The organism is Mesorhizobium sp. STM 4661 (assembly GCF_000359125.1).
GTDB lineage: Bacteria > Pseudomonadota > Alphaproteobacteria > Rhizobiales > Rhizobiaceae > Mesorhizobium.
The window spans coordinates 429,289-442,639 of record NZ_CAAF010000082.1 but is presented as its reverse complement, the minus strand read 5'-3'; the positions used below and the strand labels follow the sequence as shown (position 1 = coordinate 442,639).

Annotated in this window: 14 protein-coding genes; 4 read left to right on the top strand and 10 right to left on the bottom strand. The window is 63.8% G+C overall.

Going from position 1 to position 13,351, the window contains the following annotated elements; translation table 11 throughout:
* Positions 1–66 precede the first annotated feature (66 nt).
* Positions 67–699, top strand: coding sequence for a trimeric intracellular cation channel family protein (locus MESS4_RS29445; RefSeq protein WP_006339209.1), 633 nt, complete (start codon positions 67–69; stop codon positions 697–699).
* 80 nt (positions 700–779) lie between these two features.
* On the opposite strand, the gene MESS4_RS29440 is transcribed toward MESS4_RS29445, so the two are convergent.
* From MESS4_RS29440 to sppA, 10 genes are all read right to left on the bottom strand, one after another.
* Positions 780–1,655 carry a GNAT family N-acetyltransferase gene (locus MESS4_RS29440; protein ID WP_036242404.1) on the bottom strand — a complete coding sequence of 292 codons (876 nt, stop codon included), beginning with the start codon at positions 1,653–1,655 and terminating at the stop codon, positions 780–782.
* Between the two features lie 288 nt (positions 1,656–1,943).
* A complete protein-coding gene (locus MESS4_RS29435; RefSeq protein ID WP_006339207.1) occupies positions 1,944–4,232 on the bottom strand; it encodes a PAS domain-containing hybrid sensor histidine kinase/response regulator in 2,289 nt (762 codons plus the stop codon).
* A gap of 215 nt (positions 4,233–4,447) precedes the next feature.
* Complete coding sequence (locus MESS4_RS29430; protein ID WP_006339206.1) at positions 4,448–5,437, bottom strand: MDR family oxidoreductase; 990 nt, start codon at positions 5,435–5,437, stop codon at positions 4,448–4,450.
* 53 nt (positions 5,438–5,490) lie between these two features.
* Entirely contained in the window at positions 5,491–5,994 is a 504-nt protein-coding gene (gene lspA, locus MESS4_RS29425; RefSeq protein ID WP_006339205.1) for a signal peptidase II, read from the bottom strand.
* A gap of 29 nt (positions 5,995–6,023) precedes the next feature.
* Positions 6,024–6,872, bottom strand: a complete 849-nt coding sequence (locus MESS4_RS29420; protein ID WP_006339204.1) for an RNA methyltransferase — start codon at positions 6,870–6,872, stop codon at positions 6,024–6,026.
* On the bottom strand, positions 6,873–7,955 hold the full coding sequence (locus tag MESS4_RS29415) for a class I SAM-dependent rRNA methyltransferase (protein ID WP_006339203.1): 1,083 nt from the start codon (positions 7,953–7,955) through the stop codon (positions 6,873–6,875).
* 168 nt (positions 7,956–8,123) lie between these two features.
* A complete protein-coding gene (locus MESS4_RS29410; RefSeq protein WP_006339202.1) occupies positions 8,124–9,104 on the bottom strand; it encodes an ornithine cyclodeaminase family protein in 981 nt (326 codons plus the stop codon).
* Between the two features lie 37 nt (positions 9,105–9,141).
* Positions 9,142–9,486: a lipopolysaccharide assembly protein LapA domain-containing protein gene (locus MESS4_RS29405; RefSeq protein ID WP_006339201.1), complete on the bottom strand. Its 345-nt coding sequence runs from the start codon at positions 9,484–9,486 to the stop codon at positions 9,142–9,144.
* Positions 9,487–9,540: 54 nt separating this feature from the next.
* Complete coding sequence (locus tag MESS4_RS29400) at positions 9,541–9,825, bottom strand: integration host factor subunit beta (RefSeq protein WP_006200394.1); 285 nt, start codon at positions 9,823–9,825, stop codon at positions 9,541–9,543.
* An 82-nt stretch (positions 9,826–9,907) separates the two neighbouring features.
* A complete protein-coding gene (gene sppA, locus MESS4_RS29395; protein ID WP_006339200.1) occupies positions 9,908–10,864 on the bottom strand; it encodes a signal peptide peptidase SppA in 957 nt (318 codons plus the stop codon).
* A gap of 329 nt (positions 10,865–11,193) precedes the next feature.
* Here sppA and lptC point away from each other — a divergent pair, with 329 nt between their 5' ends.
* Genes lptC through lptB form a run of 3 tightly spaced genes read left to right on the top strand, consistent with a single transcriptional unit; the run spans position 11,194 to position 13,311 of the window.
* Entirely contained in the window at positions 11,194–11,907 is a 714-nt protein-coding gene (lptC, locus tag MESS4_RS29390) for an LPS export ABC transporter periplasmic protein LptC (protein WP_006339199.1), read from the top strand.
* The gene (locus MESS4_RS29385) at positions 11,894–12,493 is read left to right on the top strand and encodes an LptA/OstA family protein (RefSeq protein ID WP_006339198.1); all 600 of its coding nucleotides are present in this window, start codon (positions 11,894–11,896) and stop codon (positions 12,491–12,493) included. The genes lptC and MESS4_RS29385 overlap by 14 nt, the downstream gene beginning before the upstream one ends.
* Positions 12,493–13,311, top strand: a complete 819-nt coding sequence (gene lptB / locus MESS4_RS29380; RefSeq protein ID WP_006339197.1) for an LPS export ABC transporter ATP-binding protein — start codon at positions 12,493–12,495, stop codon at positions 13,309–13,311. Before MESS4_RS29385 ends, lptB begins: the two co-directional genes overlap by 1 nt.
* The last annotated feature ends 40 nt before the right edge of the window (positions 13,312–13,351 follow it).

The window sequence follows — 13,351 nt, the reverse complement described above, 5'->3', positions numbered from 1 at the left end:
CGTGCTATTCATACTCCCCTACTCCCCTACTCCCCTACTCCCCTACTGCCTTATTCCCTTACTGCCATGAACCCAATCGAGCTTCTCGACTATGCCGGCGTCGCCGTCTTCGCGGCGACGGGGGCGCTTGCGGCTTCGCGCAAGCAGCTCGACATCATCGGCTTTCTGTTCCTGGCCAGCGTCACCGGCATCGGTGGCGGTACGTTTCGTGACGTCATCCTCAATCTGCCGGTCTTCTGGGTCGCCAACTCTGGCTATGTGCTGATCTGCGCGGTGGTGGCGATGCTTGTCTTCTTCGGGGCGCACCGTCTCGAATCCCGCTGGAAACTACTGCTCTGGCTCGACGCCGTTGGCCTTGCCGCGTTTTCGGTGATGGGTGCCGCCAAGGGCCTGGCCATCACCGGCTCGCCGGTCGTCTCCGTCGTCACCGGCGTGCTCACCGCTACGTTCGGCGGCATCTTGCGCGACCTGCTGGCCGGCGAGCCGTCGGTGCTCCTGAGACCAGAAATCTATGTCACCGCCGCCCTTGCGGGCGCCACCCTCTTTACAACAGGCGATCTCGCCGGACTGCCGCCGCTCGCATCGGGCCTGGCGGGCTTCGCCGCGGCATTCCTGGTGCGTGGCGGCGCGCTCAAATTCGGCTGGGCCTTTCCACCCTACAAGAGCCGCCCTGGCAGAAAGCCGGAAGACATTCCGTGAGGGTGGGTAGCGAGTAGTGAGTAGTCAGTAGTGGGGGGCTGCGAATGTTGTGATGTAGTTCTCACTACTCACTACTGGCATCATGCGGCGAAACGCTGCGCTTCCCCGCCATAGTAGTTGACGTAGCGGGCGCCGATCTCCTTGACCGGCATCACCACGAACACGTCGACCGTCGAGAATTCGCGGTCGATGACGCAGCCGTCGCCGATGCGCGCGCCGACGCGCAGATAGCCCTTGACCAGCGGCGGCATCGCCGCGATCGCGGCCTTGGCGTTGACCGCCTCGATCGGCATCAAATCCATGGAGCAATAGCGCCCGGCAACCGCGCGCACGTCCCAGGCCGAGTTCGTCCGGCAATGATGGGCGAGATAGGTCAGCGCTTCGGCATGCGCCGCCGGCACGGTGCCGTGGAACGAGGCGCAACCGGTCATCACGCCGATCCCATAGTGATTGATGTAGGCCCAGATGCCTTGCCACAGCGCCTCGATGGTGCGCTTCGAGCGGTACTCCGGCAAAACGCAGGAGCGGCCGAGCTCGAGGAAGCGCTGGCCGGGATGGCGGGCGATGAGCTTGGTCAGCTCGAATTCGCCCTCGGAATAGAAGCCACCGGCAGCGGCCGCGATCTCCTGGCGCAGCAAGCGGTAGGTGCCAACGATGCGGCGGTGCTCGGGACCGGAAAGCGAGGTGTCGAAAACGAGCAAATGGTCGCACAATGGGTCGAAGCGGTCGGCGTCGCGCCGGTCCTGCACCTGAAACAGATCCTTCCTGGCGCCGAGCTCGTCATAGAATACCTGGTAACGCACCTCCTGGGCCGCGGCGATCTCAGCCTCGTTGCGGGCGAGCCGCACTTCGAGGTTGCCGATGCGGCCGAGAGATGCGCCTTTAATGACGGCATCGACGTTCCGCCCGACGAGCAAGGCGCTGCTGGCGTTCGGCCGAGTGTCACATTCCGGCATAACTGTATGCACGAGTGATTCTCCTTCGAGCCATCCCTCTTGGCACGGGGATACGGTGTAGGTGCAACAGGATTGTGACAGTACCGTGATACGGGGCCGCGGGCAATACTTCGTCGGCTGGCTATCGCGTGACTCCCGAAACCGGAATCGGTTTCCCGGGAAAGGAACATGCGAAAAAGTCGCAGCCTTGGAGCGTCCTTTGCGCGTCCAATAGACGCGGCGCTCCCATGCCGTCACCCGACTACGCTACCTGAGGACAGGGCGCACTGCGCTCCGGAGAGGCGAGGGTCAGGCCGCCACCTGGCCCTCGACCGCATGGACAAGCGCGTCGGGATCGAGCGGCTTGGTGACGAAGCCGCTGGCGCCATGGGCAAGAACGGCGTGGCGGGTTTTTTCCTGACTGTCCGCCGACAGAACCATGATCGGAACCGGTGGCGCGGCGGTTTCCTCCTCGTGGCGGCGGATGGCGGCGATGGCGTCCAGCCCATCCATGACGGGCATGTGCAGATCCATCAGCACCACGTCGAAGCGATGCTTGTGGCCGGTGCCGATGACGGCCTCGACGGCCGCCTTGCCATTGCCGACCACTTTCACCCGATGCCCGGCCTTCAAAAGCGTGGCGCGAGCAAGCATGGCATTGATATCGTTGTCTTCCGCGATCAGCACGGACAGGCCGTGCTGGCGGCTGCCGATGGTGCGCACGGAGGGCGCGCCACGCTTATCCGCCTCCGGCTGGGCGAGCGCCGGCGCGTGGCTGGTCAAAAGCACGCGCAGCAGCGTCTCGCCGCGCACCGGCCTCGCCAGGAAGGTGGCGTAGCCGTTGGCGCGGAACTCGCCAAGCATGCCGCGGTCCGTCGGCGCGATCAGCGTGATCGCCTCGCAATCGACAAAGCCGCTCTGGCGAAGGCGCTTGAGCAGCCTGCCGTCACTTTCTTCCATGGACGCGTCGACCAGGAGCATGTCGCAGCTGCCGGCGAAGGGCGCGGCCTGGGCAGCCGTCGCGGCCAGATCGACCTTGCCGCCATTGGCGCGGATGGTACGGGCAATGGCATCGGCCTCGATGGCATTCTTCGACAGGATCACCGCGCGCCGGCCCGACAGCGCACTCTGGCGGTTCTGCGGCGCCTCGGTGGCCGACACCGCGGGGATTTCGAGGATGAATTCCGAGCCCTGGCCGAGCTGGCTCGACACCGAGATCGTGCCGCCCATGGCGATCACCAGGCGCTTGGAGATGGCAAGGCCGAGACCCGCGCCGCCATGTGTGCGGGTCGAGGTGCCATCAGCCTGCTCGAATTCCTCGAAGATGCGCTCCAGGTCGTCCTCGTGCAGGCCGGGACCGGTGTCGGTGATGGTGAAGCGTATGCGGTCGGTGGTTTCAGTGCGGGCGCGGGCGACGGTCACCAGCACGCCGCCGCTGTCGGTGAACTTGATGGCGTTGCCGATGAGGTTGAGCAGCACCTGTCGGACCCTTCCTGGATCGGCTGATATCATCTGCGGCACGTCGGGTTCGACATGGCAGCCAAGGCCGATATTCTTGGCGAAGGCCCGTGCCGCCAGGAGTTCGATGATGTTGTCGGCAATCTCGCGCACGGACATTGGCTGTGGTTCGGGATCGAAGCGGCCGGCCTCGATCTTTGAATAGTCGAGCAGGTCCTCGATCAGCGCCAGCAGGGCGCTGGCCGAGGTGGAGACGGCACCAACATAGGTCCGCTGTTCGGGCGAGAGATTGGTGTCCGCCAGGAGCTTGGCCATGCCCATGATGCCGTTCATCGGCGTGCGGATCTCATGGCTGACGGTGGCGAGGAAGCGCGATTTGGCCTGGCTTGCATATTCGGCCCGCTCGCGGGCGGTGATGAGCGACGATTCAGCGCGCTTGCGGGCGGTGATGTCGCGGGCGATGGCGCGATGCGACACCGCGCCGCTGTCCTTGTCGCGCACCGACAGTTCGATCCACGAGAACCAGCGCGGACCGCCCGGCGTGCGGATGGCGACGTCGGTGGAGCTCAGGCATTCGTGATCGGAAAAGGCGGCATCGGGAACGAGGCCGACGTCGATGCCGAGTTCGGCCAGCGTCTTGCCGGCAAGGTCGCGCTGGTCGGTTTCGACAAGATCGGCGAAGACCTTGTTGGCATAGACGATGTGGCCGTCACGGTCACGGTGGACGACGAGATCGCCGAGCGCGTCGATCAGCCCGCGAAAGCGTTCCTCGCTCTCCTGCATCTCCCACATGCGGTCGGCCAGCGTTTCGATCTCGGCGCGGCTGCGAGCCGTCGTCTCGTCGAGCAGGGCGACCGTGCGGCGCTCGGTGCGTTTGGCGCGCAGATGCATGGCAATACCGGCAATGCCGGTTGCCAGGAGGCCGACGGTGACAAAGATCGGCGCCCCTGTCAGATGGGCAAGCCCAGCCATCACGACGATGGCGACGAGCGTCAGGAACGGCAGGCCTTCGCGGTTGGCCCTGGGCAGTTCCGGCGCCAACGGCGGCGCGGCGACGATCTGCCGCCTTGGCGCCTCAGGGCCGATCCCATTGACGCTCTCGGCACTCTGCGTCTCTTTGATGCCGGGTTCCGCGATCATGCGGAACCTTTGCCAGATAGAGATTATGGAAAATTGTGGTGGATCGTTCGAATTTTAGCGGTCGCGCCGTTTTTGCCTCTCCCCACCTTAAAGCGCGTCGCGTTTGAACGGATTCATGCGACGCGCTTTAAGGTCTTGTTTTTATGCATGTCGTTATCGCAAAACCGCAGCACACTTTTGCGCGACATGCATCAAGATGGGAGGCGAAAAGAACTTCACATATCCACCACCACGCGGCCACGGATCTTGCCCTCGACGATATCATGCGCGGCGCCGACGATGTCGTCGAAACCGATGGTCGTGGACAGGCTGGCTAGCTTTTTATGGTCGAGATCCGCGCCGACGCGGCGCCACGCCTCCATGCGGACCGCCTTTGGCGCCATCACCGAATCGATGCCGAGCAGGCAAACGCCGCGCAGGATGAACGGGGCGACGCTCGCCGGCAGATCCATGCCGCCGGCCAGACCACAGGCGGCGACCGCGCCACCATAGGAGGTCATCGACAGCACATTGGCCAGCGTGTGGCTGCCGACCGCGTCGACGCCGCCGGCCCAGCGTTCCTTGGCGAGCGGTTTTGCCGGCTGGGCAAGTTCGTCGCGCGAAATCACCTCGGCGGCGCCCAGGTCGATCAGATAGGGGCTTTCGGCGCCGCGGCCGGTCGAGGCAATGACATGATAACCGAGGCTGGACAGGATCGAGACGGCGACCGAGCCGACACCGCCGGCGGCGCCCGTCACCACCACCGGGCCGCGATCGGGCACGATGCCGTGCCGCTCAAGCGCGATGACGCAAAGCATGGCCGTGTAGCCGGCCGTGCCGACCGCCATGGCATCATGCGGGCTCATGCCGTCCGGCAATGGTACCAGCCAGTCGCCCTTGACGCGGGCGCGCCCGGCATAGGCGCCGAAATGCGTTTCGCCGACGCCCCAGCCGTTCAATATGACCTTGTCACCCTTGCGCCAGTCGGCATGGGAAGACGAGATGACGGTGCCGGCAAAGTCGATGCCCGGCACCAGCGGCCAGCGGCGGATCACCGGCGCCTTGCCTGTTATGGCAAGCCCATCCTTGTAGTTCACCGTCGTCGCCTCGACGGCGATGGTGACATCGCCTTCCATCAGGTCGGCTTCGGTCAGGTCGGTCACCGCGACCGATTGTTTCTTTTCAGCGTCGCGCGAGACGAGGATGGCTTTGAAGGTTTCGGACATTTTTTCTCCTCGGGCTTTCGAATGTGTGGCGGCAGGTGGGTGAGGTCAATTGTTCAGGTGTCAGGACCTTGGGCGTTCGGGTCTTGAGGCCGGACTTCGCGTCGCCAGCCGATGAGTTCGTCGAAGACGACCAAAACCGCTCCCGCCGAGATGAAGACGTCGGCAAGGTTGAAGACGGCGAAGGACCATACCGGCGTGTGGAACAATATGTAGTCGATGACATGGCCTTGGACGGCGCGGTCGAGCAGATTGCCGAGCGCGCCGCCGATGATCAGCGCAAAACCGATGCGGGCGAGCACGTGGCCAGCCGGGGTGCGGGTCGCGAGATAGAGCACGAAAGCGACAACCAGGGCTGCAATGATCACCAGGCCCGTGTCGCTGAAGGACGAAAACATCGAAAAGGCAATGCCGGTGTTGTAGGTGCGGTAGAGCGCCAGGAACGGCACAAGATCGAGCTTTTCCTGAAAGGGGAGGCCAGTCTCGACCAGGTGTTTCACCCACTGGTCAAGCGCGATTGCCGCAACGACCAGCAGCGCGTAGGGGGACCACGACTTCACGATTTGATGCCCTCTTGCTTGACCATGGACTAGTCCGGCTCCAGCTTCAGCGCGCCGCGCCTGATCTCGAACAGCATCACGCCGGTCGCCACCGCCAGATTAAGCGAATCGGCTCGGCCTGCCTGTGGAATCCTGAGCAGCCTGTCGCAGCTTTCGGCGAGGTTTTCTGGCAGGCCCTGCTGCTCGTTGCCCATCATCAGCAGCACCGGACCTTTGGAAAAATCGACGGAGCGGTAGTCGACCGCACCCTTCAGATGCGTGCCGGCGACAAGACCCGGAAAGCCTTTTCGCCAGGCGAGGAAGGCTTCCGGCGTCGCCTTGGCGACCGGCACGGCGAAGATCGAACCCATGGTGGCGCGCACGGTCTCGACGGAAAAAGGGTCGGTGGTCTCGCCGATCAGGATGACGCCCCTGGCGCCGACGGCATCGACGGTGCGGATGACGGTGCCTAGATTGCCGGGGTCGCGCACCCGGTCGAGCGCCACCCAGACATCGCCATCCCAGGCGCGGATGTCCTTCAGCGGCTGGATCTTTTGCGAAAAAACGCCGACCACCATCTGCGGGTTGTCGCGGCGGGTGATGGCGACAAGCACCTTTTCCGGAACTTCGAGCACAGTGCCGCCGGCGGCGACCGTGCGCGCCGCGACCTTCTCGACCGCCGCATTGCCGCGTCCGGCCTTGGCGAAAACCAGCGTCCTGATCTGCCAGCCGAGATCGAGCGCATCGATTACCAGCTTCAGGCCCTCGGCCATGAAGGCATTCTGCTGGTCGCGGAATTTCTTGAGCGCCAGCGCCTTGATGTCCTTGATCAGCGGGTTGGCAAGGCTGGTGACCTCCTTCACCTGGCCGACGGCGCGGATTCCTTCGTGTCCGCTCATTCAAGCCACCCAGCGCGAGAACAGCGAGGTGGACAGCACCCGCCCGGCGGATTGTTCGCGGATGATCAGTTCGCCGGATTCGACCGTGCCGCCCATGCCGGCGAAAGTGTCGCGCATCAAGGCATGAATGGCGAAGAAGGAGGCGCGGATCGAATAGGCGGTCAGCACCACGGCCAGCGGCCTTGGCGTCAGGATCGAGCGGCAAAGGTCGGTCAGGGCGGGGAGGTCCTCGAACAGCTGCCAGACCTCGCCCTTGGGCCCCCGGCCATAGGCCGGCGGGTCGAAGAGGATGATGTCGTAGCGGCTGCCGCGGCGTTCCTCGCGTTCGGCGAATTTCACCGCGTCGTCGACGATCCAGCGGATCGGCTTTTGCGACAGGCCCGCCATCTCCTGGTTCTCGCGGGCCCAGCCGATTGCCTTCTTGGACGCATCGACATGGGTGACCTCGGCGCCGGCGCGGGCCGCCACCAGCGAGGCAAGCCCGGTATAGCCGAACAGATTCAGCACCTTGACCGGCCGCTTCGCCACCGCGATCAGCGCGGCCATGTGGTCCCAATGCGAAGCCTGTTCGGGGAAGACGCCGACATGGCGAAACGAGGTGAAACGGCCGAGATAGTCGATGCCGTCATGCTTCATCGGCCAGGTCTCGCCGAGCGGCGTTCCGGGAAAGCGCCAGCGGCCGATGCCTTCCTCGTCGGTATCGCCGGTGAAAACGGCGTCGGCACGGTCCCAATCCCTTGCCGGCAACGCCTTTTGCCAGATCGCCTGGCCCTCGGGCCGCACGATGCGGTAGGGACCGTATTGTTCGAGCTTTTGCCCGGCGCCGCTGTCGAGCAGCGCGTAGTCGGCGTTGGGCGCCACTTCGAGGATTACCGGAAGACGTTCGGCAGGCAGTGCGCCGTCGCGGCGGGTAAGGATGCGCGGCGCGGCCTTTGGCTCGGAGCGGTCCCTCGTCTCATGGCGCTCGCCCGGTTTTGCATCCGGCCTGGCCGCTGCGTGACCCTCCCGCGGGCGCGCCTGTTCCGCCCCGCTTTTCGCGAACTGCGAGCGGCTATCGCGGCGTTTGTCGCGAAAAGGTTTCAAGACGGAGCATCTCCGGACGGCGGCTTGGCCCGCTTCTGCCACAGCACATCCAGCGGTGCAACAAAGGCGGTTGTAGGGAGTGAGGCAGTAGGGGAATAGGGGAATAGGAATATCTTGGCCTTACTGCCTTACTGCCTTACTGCCTTACTGCCCTACTGCCTTACTGCCCTACTCCCTTACTCCCCTACTTTTGATCGCCTTGTACACGGCGATGCCGGCGGCGAGGTCTTCCAGGGCCGCGCCGACCGATTTGAACAGCGTGATCTCATCGGGGCCCTGGCGGCCTTTCTTCTCACCGCGCGCCAGTTCATGCAGGTCGGCGACGATCGCTTCCGGCTTCAGCACCCCGGAGGCCAGCGGCTGGACGATGTCGCCAGCCTCCTTGGTGGCGCCGGCGCGGGTGTCGACATAGACGCGGGCGCGCGCAATCGCATCGTCGTCGCTTTCGCGCATATCGGGCGTGAAACCGCCAACCAGGTCGACATGGGTTCCCGGCCGCAGGAGCGCGCCCTTGATCAGCGGCGCGGTCGTGATGGTCGCCGACGAGACGATGTCGGCTTCACCAAGTTCGGCGTCGAGATCGCTTGCGGCGCTGGCCGCAAGACCTTCGGCGCGCAGACCCGCCGCGACCTTTTCGGCAGTGGCCGGCGTGCGGTTCCAGATGCGGATGGTCTTGATCGGCCGCGCCGCCGAATGGGCCTTGGCAAGGAAGGGCGATAGTGCGCCGGCGCCGACCACCAGCAGCCGCGAAGCGTTCTCGCGGGCGAGATAGGAGGCGGCCAGCGCCGAGGCGCAGGCGGTGCGCCATTGCGTCAGCCGCTGGCCGTCGATCATGGCCTCGGGCTCGCCGGTGGCGCCGTCGAGCAGGAGGTAAAGTCCCATCACGGCGGGCTTGCCGAGTGCATTGTTGTCGGGCGACACGGTGACGATCTTGACGCCGATATGGCCGCCCGCCGAGGTTCCGGCGGCGTTGAAGTCGGTCCAGGCCGGCATCAGCAACAGCGTCGAAGCCGCGCCGTCGGGCCGTTCGACCGTATGGTGATGCCTGACCGGTTGCACCGCCCCATCGCGAAAAGCGGCGCGCAGCGTCTCGACCAGCCCGGGAAAGGTCAGCGCACGGTCGACCTCGGCGGCCGAAATGGTCAGCATCAAAAGCTCCGTGGAGAGAAAATCGCCAAACCGATTTTCAGTTCGTTGGCTTCGGCAAGGCTGACCCCTGGGCCAGGCCTTGCGGCACTGACGGCGCGCGGCTGACCGCCTGGCGCAGGTTCTCGGCCTCGGCGCCGCGCTGGCGCGCCAGCTTGCGGTAGCGGCCCTGCTTGACCCAGGTCGCCAGGCTGCCGACGATCATGCCGACGGCAAGAGCCAGAAACAGGAAGATGAACAGCGGCAGCGTCAGCGTCAGCGCCGGATTGCCGGGATTGAACGGGTCGAGCGTAAAGGCCACCAGTTCGCGGTTGGCTACGGCCAGCGCAATCAGGATGACGGCCAGCGGCACGAAGACCACGATGAGCATGAAGCGATTGAACATGTTTTTTCCGTCGGAAGAACTTGTCGACAGGCTGGATTGCCGCGGACGCGGCGCCTATTTTCCGCCGTTCAGCCTTTCACGCAATTCCTTGCCGGTCTTGAAGAACGGCACCCATTTCTCCTCGACCTCGACGGATTCGCCGGTGCGCGGGTTGCGGCCGGTACGGGCGGGGCGGTTTTTCACCGAGAAAGCACCGAAGCCACGCAACTCCACACGGTTGCCCTCGGCAAGGGCGTCGGTGATCTCGTCGAAAATCGCGCCGACAATGTTTTCGACGTCGCGCAGGAAAAGATGCGGATTGCGCGTGGCGATAATCTGCACAAGTTCGGATTTGATCATCAGAAGGGTCCCCGTGAAAGCAGTGCGGTCAAAATTATGAGGATGATTTTATTTGCTTTTTTCACTCGTCCCATACGGCTCCTCAAGGGTGCCAGACGGAAACGAGACCGTCAAGAAACAAGCGGTCCGCTCCGATTTCGTGGATGACGTCGCCACCGGCGTCAGGCAGGCCGAGCGCGCTGGCGATGGTTTTCGCCATTGCCTTGGAGAACAGGAAGCCGCCGCGCGCTTCGGTATTCTTCCACTCCACCACCTTGAGCTTGGCGTCGACGCCCTTGGTTGCAAGCCAGTCGATCGCCTCGGTCTCGCCGCCGACCGCGTCGATCAATTTGTTGGTCACAGCCTGCCGGCCGGTGAAAATCGACCCGTCGGCGAGTGCCAGAGCTTGCTCATGGGTCATCTTGCGGCGTTCGGCGACGATGCCGACGAACCAGTCGTAGCTGTCGAGGATGAGCTTGCGGACCATGGCGCGCTCGTCATCATTGGTCGGCTTGAAGGGCGAGGGCGAGGCCTTCAATGGCGAGGATTTCACCTCCTCCAGCTTGATGCCGAGCTTGTCCATGAGACCGCTGACATCAGGATACTGGATCAGCACGCCGATCGAGCCGACGATCGAGGATTTGCGCGCGACAATATGATCGGCTGCGGTTGCGATCATGTAGCCCGCCGACGCGGCGAGCGTGCCGACCTCCGCCACGACAGGCTTGTCAGCGGCAAGCTTGCGCACTTCCTCGTAGATCGATTCGCCGCCGACGGTGGTGCCGCCCGGCGAATCGATCGACAGGATCACCCCTTTTACCTTCGATGACTGGCGGATGGTCTCCAGCCGTTTGATCAGATCTTCGTCCTCGGTGATGGTGCCTTCGATCTTGACCTTGGCGATATGGTCGACTGCCGTGCCGGTGAAGTCGTCGCCGTAGATCCAGGTCGAAAGGGCAATCAGCCCGGCTGCCGCGACAACAAGCGCGGTAACGCGCCAGAATGTCAGCTTGCGGCGCAAGCGGCGGCGGTCGATCAGGTCGTCGGCTCTCAGTGCCATGGTCAGCCTCGCAGTCGGTGGGAAGAGATGCTTTTAAAGCAACCATCCGCGCCCGGCTACCGTTTCCTGACGCGCTTTCCTGACGCGCTTGCACCAAAGACAGAGCCTTCGACATTCGCAAGCCGGAATGTCATGAGATATCAGGGTCTGTCCACAGGCTCTAACGCATTGCGTCCGTATCTGGTATGACGTGCAGATTGTGCCGGGTCCATTTTCGTTTGCATAGCAAAACCGTCACATTTTGCGGTTTTCCTCGGCTTGTGCTTGCTTGGGGCCGTCGGCATCCCACCTATAGGGTGCTTGCGGGCAGGGGTTTAGAAGAAACAGTCATGTTAGCCAGACCGATAGAACCGACCAACACCGAGGCGGAGTTGGCACCCCCGGCCGTAGGCCCGACGCGGGGTGACGCCTTCGACATCGCCCAGCGCCATTCGCGCCGCGTGCGTGTCTTGAAGCTGGCGGTGCCGCTGATCGCGGCGGTGATCGCGGTCGCTTTTCCCGTCTATTCCTATCTCGCGGCCCCTGTGTCGTTCTCAATCCAGACCGATGGCAGCGCCTTTGCCAATGGCAAGCTGGTGATGGCCAATCCCAAGCTCAACGGGTTTACCAAAGAGAAGCTGCCCTATTCGATGACGGCCTTGCGCGCCATACAGGACGTGGGCAAGCAAGGCATCATCGATCTGGAGGGTATCAACGCCAAACTGCCGATCTCGACCGACAATGTGGCGGCCATCAATGCCTCGCATGGTAAATACAATCGCGACGGCAACACGATGAACCTGACCAGCGACGTCACCATAACCACCACCGATGGCTTGGAGGCAAAATTCAAATCGGTCTTTCTCGACATGGGCAAAGGCACTATGAAGACGAACGACCCCGTCGATGTCAGCCGTGGCGGGTCGCGGATCACCGCGGATTCGATGTCGATCCAGGACAATGGCAAGATCGTGGTTTTCGAGAACAAGGTGCGTGTCAACATCGATCCCGCCAACTTGAAGGCGGCAGAGGCAGAGAGCGGAGAAACCAATGCGGCTCACTAGTTCGGCACGGTTCTTGGCCGCGGCTTCGGCATTGCCGATCCTGGCACTGGTCCTGGGAACGGCGCCGTCGCTGGCGCAGTCCAAGGCCACCAGCCAATTGTCGGGCCTCAAACTGTCCGGCGACAAGCCAATCCAGATCGAAAGCGACAAGCTCGAGGTCCGCCAGGCGGACAGCGTCGCCGTGTTCACGGGCAATGTAAGCGTCGTCCAGGGTCCGACAGTGCTCAAGGCCGGCAAGATGACGGTCTACTACGTCAAGGACGCCGGCGCCGCCGCCAAGGGCGCGGAAGCCGCGGGCGCCGCGATGACCGGCTCGGCCAACATCGACCATCTGGAAGTCGACAACAAGGTCTACATCAAATCGGACGACCAGGTCGCCACCGGCGACCGCGGCACGTTCGACATGAAGAGCGAAGTGCTGGTGCTTTCAGGCAGCAAGGTCGTGCTTTCGCAAGGCGACAATGTGCTGGTCGGCTGCAAGCTCACCGTGCAGATGAAGAGCGGCCTGGCCCAGGTCGACGCCTGTGGTGGGCGCGTCATGATGTCGATCACGCCGCCGGCGAATTCGGGAGCGGCGAAGAACTGATGGCCGGCCTGTCATCGCTGATGGCACGTCTTCCAGGACGCGCCGCCAGCAAACTCGCGGCCCCGGCCACGGTCACTGTCGATGCGGCAAAGTTCAAGGGAACCTTGATCGCCAAGGGCCTGACCAAGAGCTACAAGGGCCGCACGGTCGTCAGCGGCGTGACGATAGGCGTGCGTGCCGGCGAGGCGGTCGGGCTGCTCGGTCCCAACGGCGCCGGCAAGACAACCTGCTTCTACATGGTCACTGGCCTGGTGCCGGTCGACGAAGGCACGATCGAGATCGACGGCTTCGACGTCACCTCGATGCCGATGTACCGTCGTGCCCGCCTGGGCATCGGCTACCTGCCGCAGGAAGCGTCGATCTTTCGTGGCCTGAGTGTGGAGCAAAATATCCGCGCCGTGCTCGAAGTGGTCGAGAAGAGCCGCAAGGAGCGCGAGCGCAGCCTCGACGAACTGCTCGAGGAGTTTCATATCAGCCATTTGCGCAAGGCCCCGTCGCTGTCGCTGTCGGGTGGCGAGCGGCGGCGCCTCGAGATTGCGCGCGCGCTGGCGACGCGCCCCGCTTACATGCTGCTCGACGAGCCTTTCGCCGGCATCGATCCGATCGCCGTTGCCGATATCCAGCAACTTGTGCGCCATCTGACGGCGCGGGGCATCGGCGTGCTCATCACCGATCACAATGTCCGCGAAACGCTCGGCCTGATCGACCGCGCCTACATCATCCATGCCGGCCAGGTGCTGACCCATGGCCGGGCGGACGAAGTGGTCGCAAATCCGGATGTACGCAGGCTTTACCTCGGCGAGGGATTTACGCTCTGAGCGTGAAATCCTGTGCCAGTGTGACTTTTCGGGTAACCCT

Excerpts from the sequence above, each read along its gene's own strand:
- MESS4_RS29385 (WP_006339198.1), top strand. The coding sequence starts at position 11,894 with ATGCGGCTCACTAGTTCGGCACGGTTCTTGGCCGCGGCTTCGGCATTG.
- MESS4_RS29405 (WP_006339201.1), bottom strand. The coding sequence starts at position 9,486 with ATGTTCAATCGCTTCATGCTCATCGTGGTCTTCGTGCCGCTGGCCGTC.
- MESS4_RS29440 (WP_036242404.1), bottom strand. The coding sequence starts at position 1,655 with ATGCCGGAATGTGACACTCGGCCGAACGCCAGCAGCGCCTTGCTCGTC.
- MESS4_RS29435 (WP_006339207.1), bottom strand. The coding sequence starts at position 4,232 with ATGATCGCGGAACCCGGCATCAAAGAGACGCAGAGTGCCGAGAGCGTC.
- sppA (WP_006339200.1), bottom strand. The coding sequence starts at position 10,864 with ATGGCACTGAGAGCCGACGACCTGATCGACCGCCGCCGCTTGCGCCGC.
- MESS4_RS29430 (WP_006339206.1), bottom strand. The coding sequence starts at position 5,437 with ATGTCCGAAACCTTCAAAGCCATCCTCGTCTCGCGCGACGCTGAAAAG.
- MESS4_RS29420 (WP_006339204.1), bottom strand. The coding sequence starts at position 6,872 with ATGAGCGGACACGAAGGAATCCGCGCCGTCGGCCAGGTGAAGGAGGTC.
- MESS4_RS29400 (WP_006200394.1), bottom strand. The coding sequence starts at position 9,825 with ATGATCAAATCCGAACTTGTGCAGATTATCGCCACGCGCAATCCGCAT.
- MESS4_RS29410 (WP_006339202.1), bottom strand. The coding sequence starts at position 9,104 with ATGCTGACCATTTCGGCCGCCGAGGTCGACCGTGCGCTGACCTTTCCC.
- MESS4_RS29445 (WP_006339209.1), top strand. The coding sequence starts at position 67 with ATGAACCCAATCGAGCTTCTCGACTATGCCGGCGTCGCCGTCTTCGCG.
- lptB (WP_006339197.1), top strand. The coding sequence starts at position 12,493 with ATGGCCGGCCTGTCATCGCTGATGGCACGTCTTCCAGGACGCGCCGCC.
- lptC (WP_006339199.1), top strand. The coding sequence starts at position 11,194 with ATGTTAGCCAGACCGATAGAACCGACCAACACCGAGGCGGAGTTGGCA.